The organism is Gammaproteobacteria bacterium (assembly GCA_027296625.1).
Classification (GTDB): domain Bacteria; phylum Pseudomonadota; class Gammaproteobacteria; order JAKEHO01; family JAKEHO01; genus JAKEHO01.
On sequence record JAPUIX010000029.1, the window covers coordinates 63,125 to 70,129 of the forward strand.

The window sequence follows — 7,005 nt, forward strand, 5'->3', positions numbered from 1 at the left end:
AATCAGCGCCGCAACTTAACCCTTGATACAGACCAAAGGCCTGACCTCAGCCACTTTGCGCGCAAGGCCGGCCCAGCTTGCTGCTTCAACAACCGCGTTGACGTCCTTGTAGGCGCCCGGTGCCTCCTCGGCGATGCCACGCTGAGAAGGACTTCGAACAATGATCCCTCGTTCGGCCAATTCATCAGTGACTTGGCGGCCCCGCCATGTTTTTCGTGCCTGTCGCCGGCTCATGCTGCGCCCGGCGCCGTGACATGCAGATGCGAACGATAGCGCCTCACTCTCCCTATTCCCGGCAAGGATATGGGACGCAGTCCCCATGGTGCCCCCGATCAGCACAGGTTGCCCCACTTCCCGGTACTCCTTCGGTAACTCAGGGTGCTCAGGACCGAAGGCACGGGTGGCACCCTTGCGGTGCACAAACAGCCTTCGGTGTTGTCCATCGACGATATGGTCCTCCAACTTACAGATGTTATGGGAGACATCGTAGATGAGTTCCAGTTTGGCAGCGGGCAGCACCTCTGAGAACACATCCCGGGTCAGATGGGTGATGATCTGCCGGTTCGCAAGGGCACAGTTGATCGCTGCACGCATTGCACCTAAGTAGCTATGCCCAACATCCGACTTGATGGGGGCGCAGGCTAGTTCACGATCAGGCAGCTTGATCCCATACTCGCCCGCGGTTAGCACCATGCTTTTCAGGAACTCGGTTCCTATCTGGTGGCCTAAGCCTCTCGAGCCGCAGTGGATGCTCACTAGGACATCGCCTTCTTCTATGCCAAATGCGGCTGCCGCTTCCGCATCGTATACTCGGTGAACCTCCTGCACCTCAAGATAATGGTTACCCGACCCGAGGGTTCCCATCTCATTGCACTGCCTCTTCTTTGCGCGATGTGAGACTTCACTCGGCAGTGCTCCGCGCGCACACCCGTGTTCCTCAATCCGCTCCAGATCTTTCCGCTCACCAAATCCATGTTCCACCGCCCACTGTGCACCGCCGTAGAGCATTGCGTCCATTCCCGCTTCGTCCAGGTGTATTTTCCCCGTACTGCCGACACCCACCGGGATCTGGCTGTATAAAGCATCTGCTAGTTGCTTCTTGTGAGGCTCAATATATTCTCGCCTTAAGCCCGTACGCAGGGTTCGAACGCCGCAGGAGATGTCAAAACCCACACCCCCGGCAGAGACGATCCCACCCTCCTCTGCATCGAACGCTGCAACCCCTCCAATGGGGAACCCGTATCCCCAATGTGCGTCCGGCATGACATAACACGCGCCCGTAATCCCGGGCAAGGTCGCGACGTTTTTCGCCTGCTCGTAGACCTTATCGTCCATAGCACAGATCAGCTCGTCATCGGCATAAATGACCACGGGGACACGCATGGCATCATGCGGTTCAATACGCCATGCGTATTCGGAAACCTGTTGAAGTCGACTAGTGTCCACAGCAAGCCCTTGCCTCAGACATCAATGACACACTGAGCAATCCACGTGCCGTTCCCCTGCTGGGCAACGCGCAACGCCGTATAGGTTGCACCCTTCGTTTCCACCGCGGGCTGATGACGCTCGCGATCCACGCTTTCTCCCCATGCCGTAGCACTCAGGGTAAACCCTGTAATCTGGACGTCATAGCGGTTGAAAAGCAAGCTGCGCGTCGCCATTTCGTAGATAAGCGCATTCAGCCAATCCACCAATAAGATCTCATGGTCGGGTGCCTCACACTGGATATGCACCTCTTCAAGAGGGTGAACGTTTTCCGGATCGCAGATAACTGCGGTCAACGCAACAGCGGCCTGCTCAAAGGCCGCTTCTAACGTCGCGCCATGTCCTCGAATGCCTATATCAGCGACGTGGGAGAAATGTTCCCACCAGGCCGAATTGTCCGATCTTGCAACGCTAGCCATCGGCTTTTCCGCATATTTATCTTGCTAATGGCAATACCTAATCCAGCTATTAGAACAGATCGCTGACTGTGTATGCACTAAAGTGACACGGACTTCCTGTTAACTTTCCATCAGATGTTTGCGAATAACTGCCTCATCAGACCGGACAAGGTTTTTGCGCCTCAAATCCAATAAGCAGCTTCAGTCATTACCTTAGCAGAGAGCGTCATCAACCGTTTGACCGGTTCAGGTAAGGGGGCCGCGCCAGATTCAATGGCTACGGTGGCATGATGCGCTTCGTCTTCCTTCATCTGCCGCACAATAGCCCGACTCTTCATGTCCGAATGTGGCAGGTTAGCGAGATGCCCATCAAGATGGCGAACTACCTGGCGTTCAGTCTCCGCCACAAAACCAAGGCTCCATTGATCGCCAAATAGCCCGGCCAACGCCCCGATCGAAAAAGAACCCACATACCATATGGGGTTCAAATAGCTTGTGTGCCCACTGAGCTCATGAATGCGCCGTTCACACCACATGAGATGGTCATTTTCTTCAAGTGCGGACTGGTGCATCGTCTCGCGCACAACCGGATCCCGTGCTGTCATCCCCTGGCCTTGGTAAAGCGCCTGGGCAGCGACCTCGCCAGCATGATTTACCCGCATGAACCCCTCGGCGCGCCGCCGGTCCGCTTCGCTCTGTATCACGTCGTCAAGGCCCTCCGCAGGATACGCTCGCCCCGTAGCCACAGGGCTTCGGAACACAGTACGCACACACCGATCAACATTGACGATGAATGTGTCAATGGCAGAGAGCTTCCGATAAACCATTATTTAACCTTTCCAGCAAATGCACCTACCTTATATATAAGGAATAAGGTCGTTGGGTGGCTCTCCAGCATACAAGATGGCTTGTCCCTTGTAATGCCTTGTCTGTAAACTCCCAAGCACGCGATGAGCTGCGAGCTTTCTAGCGCCCTGGAGTCATCGGATGCCCAAACCATACTACCGCCACCACATCTTTTTCTGCATCAACCAGCGAGATGGCGGCGAGGCATGCTGCCACAATTTCGATTCATTCGCCATGCGACAATACGCCAAGCAGCGCGTCAAGGAACTCGGTATCGCGGGGCCTGGAGGCGTACGCGTGAACACCGCCGGATGCCTGGACCGTTGCGCCGAAGGGCCTGTCGTGGTGATCTACCCCGAAGGTGTCTGGTACACCTGGTTGAACCAAGAGGATGTCGATGAAATCATCGAGGAGCACCTCGTGAATGGCCGTATCGTGGAACGCCTGAGGATATGACACAGCGCGTACTCGGGCTTAGGGACTCAATCATGCGGCCATCCAAGGTGCGGATCTTCATTGACAGCCCAAGGGGTAGACCGTAGTATTCCCGTTCTTTTGGCGGCCATCGTTGTCTCACACTACCATGAAGACCTTCAGTGCGAAGCCAGCGGAAGTAACACGTGACTGGTACGTGGTCGATGCGACCGGCAAGATACTCGGGCGGCTTGCAAGCGAGATTGCGAGACGCTTGCGCGGCAAGCACAAACCCGAATTTACCCCGCACGTTGACACCGGGGACTACATCGTCGTGATCAACGCCGGTAAAGTCCGGGTCACCGGTAACAAGGCCACCGACAAAATGTACTACACACACTCCGGCTATCCGGGTGGGCTCAAGGCAATCAACTTTGAGCGCCTCATGGCAAAGACACCTGAGCGTGTTATTGAAAGGGCCGTGAAGGGTATGTTGCCCAAGGGGCCACTTGGGCGCGACATGTATCGCAAGCTCAAAGTCTACGCCGGACCGGATCACAAACACGCTGCCCAGCAGCCCAAAGCGTTGGAAATCGGGTAATGGCTGACGAGACCTATCAAAGCACCGGACGCCGCAAGAGTTCTGCATCCCGCGTGTTTCTAAAGCGCGGAACGGGCCAGATCATCATCAACAACCGTAACCTGGATGACTATTTCGGTCGCAAGACAGGCCCGATGATCGTGCGCCAGCCGCTGGAATCCACCGGCATGATGAATCAGTTCGACATAAATGCAACGGTTCGCGGTGGCGGCACATCCGGCCAGGCGGGCGCTATTCGCCACGGCATCACACGGGCTCTGATTGCCTACGATGAAACCCTGCGCAAGCCGCTACGCAAAGCGGGCTTCGTCACCCGCGATGCCCGCGAGGTAGAACGCAAAAAAGTTGGCTTGCATAAGGCCCGCAAGCGTCCACAGTACTCAAAGCGCTAATCGTATCTCACGCCGCTACACTGGGGGATCGTCTAGCGGTAGGACAACGGACTCTGACTCCGTGAACCCAGGTTCGAATCCTGGTCCCCCAGCCACATATATTCAATAGGTTACATTCTACGACACTCCCTCGCTAGCCCGATTCCCCTCAACTGTTGGCTGTACTGTTGGCAGTTATTTTTTGTCTATGCCCATAAATATATTATTTCCCGAGCACCCCCCTATTAATCCACCGCCTGAATACAAATGTAGGACCCCTTTTATCCCGCCAATAAGGAGTCTCTTTTTGTGAAGCGGTCGGGAAGCATCAACATCAGAAGTCGGAGTCCCAAATCCGATTTACCCCCACCCTTTTTTGGCCACATTAAGGAGTCTCTATTTGCCCGTGGCTAGGCACGCCCTTGCGCGGGGTAGCGGATCGCATTCCCGAAAACGGGGCCAGTGGAGTAGAAACGGGACTCGTAACGGCCCACAGCCCGCCACGGCAAAATAAGTCCCGGCGGCGGCTCAGCGCCAGACGACGGGCTTGTTTGGGCCGGTAACCCTTCAGGCCGTGGTTGCGCCGGAGTTCACGGCTGATGGTCGACTTGTGATGCGCCAACATCTCGGCGATCTCGCTTTGGGCATGGCCAGCTTTTATCAGAATGTAAATTTGATATCGTTCTTCCTGGATAAGCTGTGTGTAGCCTCTCATCTGTGCTCCTCTTACTTTCATCGGTTGGAGAAGCCACGATGCTACCGCAGCTTACCCTTAATACCGATTCGGTAGAGTTGCACTTACGAATTGAATTCACGGGGGAAAGTTAAAAGTCTCTCTTTGAATTAACCGCATTAGCAATTAGTAGGTTCGTTGAACTTACAACAGTTGGAGGCCAGAAGCACGAATACACCAATACCTGATCTATTCGATTACCTCGATTTCGATCACGTCCTCTGATAGACGGACATCATAGGTCCTGACATCCGCGCCGGCTGGAGCAAGAGTAACCTTCCCGGATTTGATGTTGAAGTGCGCACCGTGCCACGGACATTCGATCTCGTCACCGGCGATAATCCCCTCACTAAGGGGCCCGCCTTCGTGAGTGCACGTGTCATCAATGGCAAAGAACTCGTCACCAAGCTTAAACAGGGCTATCGTCTTCCCCGCCACCTCGACGCATTGAGCCGGTTGATCGTCGAAATCGGAAACTTTAGCTACGGGGACAAAATTTGACATTGTCATACTCCATTCCTAAACGGACATGCGCAACCGATCTTTGCGTTTTTACAGATAACAAAACCTCGAAACCCGCAGATCGCGTAAAGGACAGTGTTGCGTATCGGTTATGGTCATAGGTTGCTTCCGCGTCACCCTTCCAGACGCTTGAAATCCGAGCTTAAATCAGCCGTTCAAACGTGCCAGACAAAGCCACCCTCGCAGGCATCACGCGGCAATACCGGTCACCCCTTTCCACAACGGGGCGATCACGACATTCAGTTTCGCATGCGCCTGCCTGAGCGCCGCTTCCACCTGCGCTGGGCGTGGCGCTCGGGCAAAGACAAACCCGAGGTAAGTAGAACCTTCAGGTAGCGGAACCAGTTGATAACGTTCCCGCACCTGTATTGTGACCTCCTCGACATAGGTCACGGCACGCGCCGCACCCACCCCCTCGACCCGCCTGAGGACACCGGCCTTCGGAGTCGGAAGCATCAACACGCCGGCCGCCTGTTGCCCGCCTGCGAACTCCAGCGGGGCGCCCACAGCGTGTGATAACACCAGCTCCTCTAGGCTGCTACCGAGGCCGTATTCGAAGAGCCGGCCGCATAGCCCGCCGATGGTCCGCGACGCAATCTCAAGCATCCATACTCCCGCCTCATTGATGCGGCACTCCGCATGCACCGGCCCCTGGCGGAGCCCGTAAGCCCGGCAGCTCTCAGCCACCCGCTGTCGGATCTCACGCTGCACGTTCGGGTCGAGCCGCGACGGGGTCACGAAGTAGGTCTCTTCAAAAAAGGGACCGTTCAGCAGGTCGGGTTTGTCAAAGACGGCGAGCACGTCGAGCTCGCCATCGGTCAGTATCGCCTCCACCGCAACTTCGAAGCCAGGAATGAATTCTTCGACGAGCACGTTGTTCCGCTCTTCCGGGTTGGGTGCTTCGGCAACGATAGGGACCACGCGCTCACAGGCCACGCGCAGCTCGTCCTCGGTATCGGAGCGGATTACACCGCGGCTTGCCGACATAGCAAGCGGCTTGACCACGCAGGGGAATTCGATACCGTCGAGCTGTCCCGCAAGCGGCTTCGTGAGACTAATGCGCGCATGGGCAGGGACAGGGATACCTGCTTCACTAAGGCGTGCCCGTGCCAGGTCTTTGCGGCGTGCGATGCGCACGGCATCCGGTTCGTTATGGGGCAAGCCTAATTGTCGGGCGGCGAGTGAGGCCAACTCGGTCGTCGCATCGTCGGTACCGATAATCGCCGCAAAAGATTGATGACGTGCCTCCTCGAGAATGACATCAAGAGCGCCGTGGCTGTCATTGAAGTCAAGGTGTAATCCTTGTGCATAGGCGCTGACCAGTGAATGCCGGCCTTCGGAGGCGATCAAAACCTCAATGCCGAGGCGCCGGGCCGCTTCAAGGTAAGGCACGGTTCGATAGCTCCCGTGGGGGGCGATGATCAGCACACGTGCTTCGCCTTGTACCGGCGTATCCCCTGTGCCTTCACCGCCGACCAGGCCGGATCGGTGTCTATCATTGAACGTTGGGGACATCGAAGCCGTCAAGACTCTCGGAGTACGATCAGGACTCGGCGTCTAGAAACCGCTGCCACCACAGCCGCTACACGTGCCGCTGCCACCCACACTCTGAAAGACATTATTGAAAACAAAGAC

The 7,005-nt window shown here is 56.2% G+C and carries 9 protein-coding genes and 1 tRNA gene; 4 read left to right on the plus strand and 6 right to left on the minus strand.

What is annotated here, in order from left to right:
• Positions 1-15: 15 nt before the first annotated feature.
• From O6944_01640 to coq7, 3 genes are all read right to left on the minus strand, one after another.
• The gene (locus tag O6944_01640; GenBank protein ID MCZ6717852.1) at positions 16-1,446 is read right to left on the minus strand and encodes an RtcB family protein; all 1,431 of its coding nucleotides are present in this window, start codon (positions 1,444-1,446) and stop codon (positions 16-18) included.
• Between the two features lie 14 nt (positions 1,447-1,460).
• Positions 1,461-1,904, minus strand: coding sequence for an archease (locus O6944_01645; GenBank protein ID MCZ6717853.1), 444 nt, complete (start codon positions 1,902-1,904; stop codon positions 1,461-1,463).
• 161 nt (positions 1,905-2,065) lie between these two features.
• Positions 2,066-2,710: a 2-polyprenyl-3-methyl-6-methoxy-1,4-benzoquinone monooxygenase gene (gene coq7, locus O6944_01650; GenBank protein MCZ6717854.1), complete on the minus strand. Its 645-nt coding sequence runs from the start codon at positions 2,708-2,710 to the stop codon at positions 2,066-2,068.
• Positions 2,711-2,870: 160 nt separating this feature from the next.
• Between coq7 and O6944_01655 the strand changes: the two genes are divergently transcribed.
• The 4 genes from O6944_01655 (at position 2,871) to O6944_01670 (ending at position 4,231) form a co-directional block, all read left to right on the plus strand.
• A complete protein-coding gene (locus O6944_01655; protein ID MCZ6717855.1) occupies positions 2,871-3,185 on the plus strand; it encodes a (2Fe-2S) ferredoxin domain-containing protein in 315 nt (104 codons plus the stop codon).
• Between the two features lie 127 nt (positions 3,186-3,312).
• Positions 3,313-3,744, plus strand: a complete 432-nt coding sequence (gene rplM / locus O6944_01660; GenBank protein ID MCZ6717856.1) for a 50S ribosomal protein L13 — start codon at positions 3,313-3,315, stop codon at positions 3,742-3,744.
• On the plus strand, positions 3,744-4,136 hold the full coding sequence (gene rpsI / locus O6944_01665) for a 30S ribosomal protein S9 (GenBank protein ID MCZ6717857.1): 393 nt from the start codon (positions 3,744-3,746) through the stop codon (positions 4,134-4,136). Before rplM ends, rpsI begins: the two co-directional genes overlap by 1 nt.
• Before the next feature lie 21 nt (positions 4,137-4,157).
• Positions 4,158-4,231, plus strand: a tRNA-Gln gene (locus tag O6944_01670).
• A 269-nt stretch (positions 4,232-4,500) separates the two neighbouring features.
• Here O6944_01670 and O6944_01675 read toward each other — a convergent pair.
• The 3 genes from O6944_01675 to O6944_01685 all read right to left on the minus strand — a co-directional run bounded on the left by O6944_01675 (position 4,501) and on the right by O6944_01685 (position 6,885).
• Positions 4,501-4,830, minus strand: a complete 330-nt coding sequence (locus O6944_01675) for a helix-turn-helix domain-containing protein (protein ID MCZ6717858.1) — start codon at positions 4,828-4,830, stop codon at positions 4,501-4,503.
• A gap of 207 nt (positions 4,831-5,037) precedes the next feature.
• Positions 5,038-5,352 (minus strand): non-heme iron oxygenase ferredoxin subunit, encoded by a 315-nt coding sequence (locus O6944_01680; GenBank protein ID MCZ6717859.1) that lies wholly within the window; start codon positions 5,350-5,352, stop codon positions 5,038-5,040.
• A gap of 207 nt (positions 5,353-5,559) precedes the next feature.
• Positions 5,560-6,885: an ATP-grasp domain-containing protein gene (locus O6944_01685; protein MCZ6717860.1), complete on the minus strand. Its 1,326-nt coding sequence runs from the start codon at positions 6,883-6,885 to the stop codon at positions 5,560-5,562.
• Positions 6,886-7,005 lie beyond the last annotated feature (120 nt).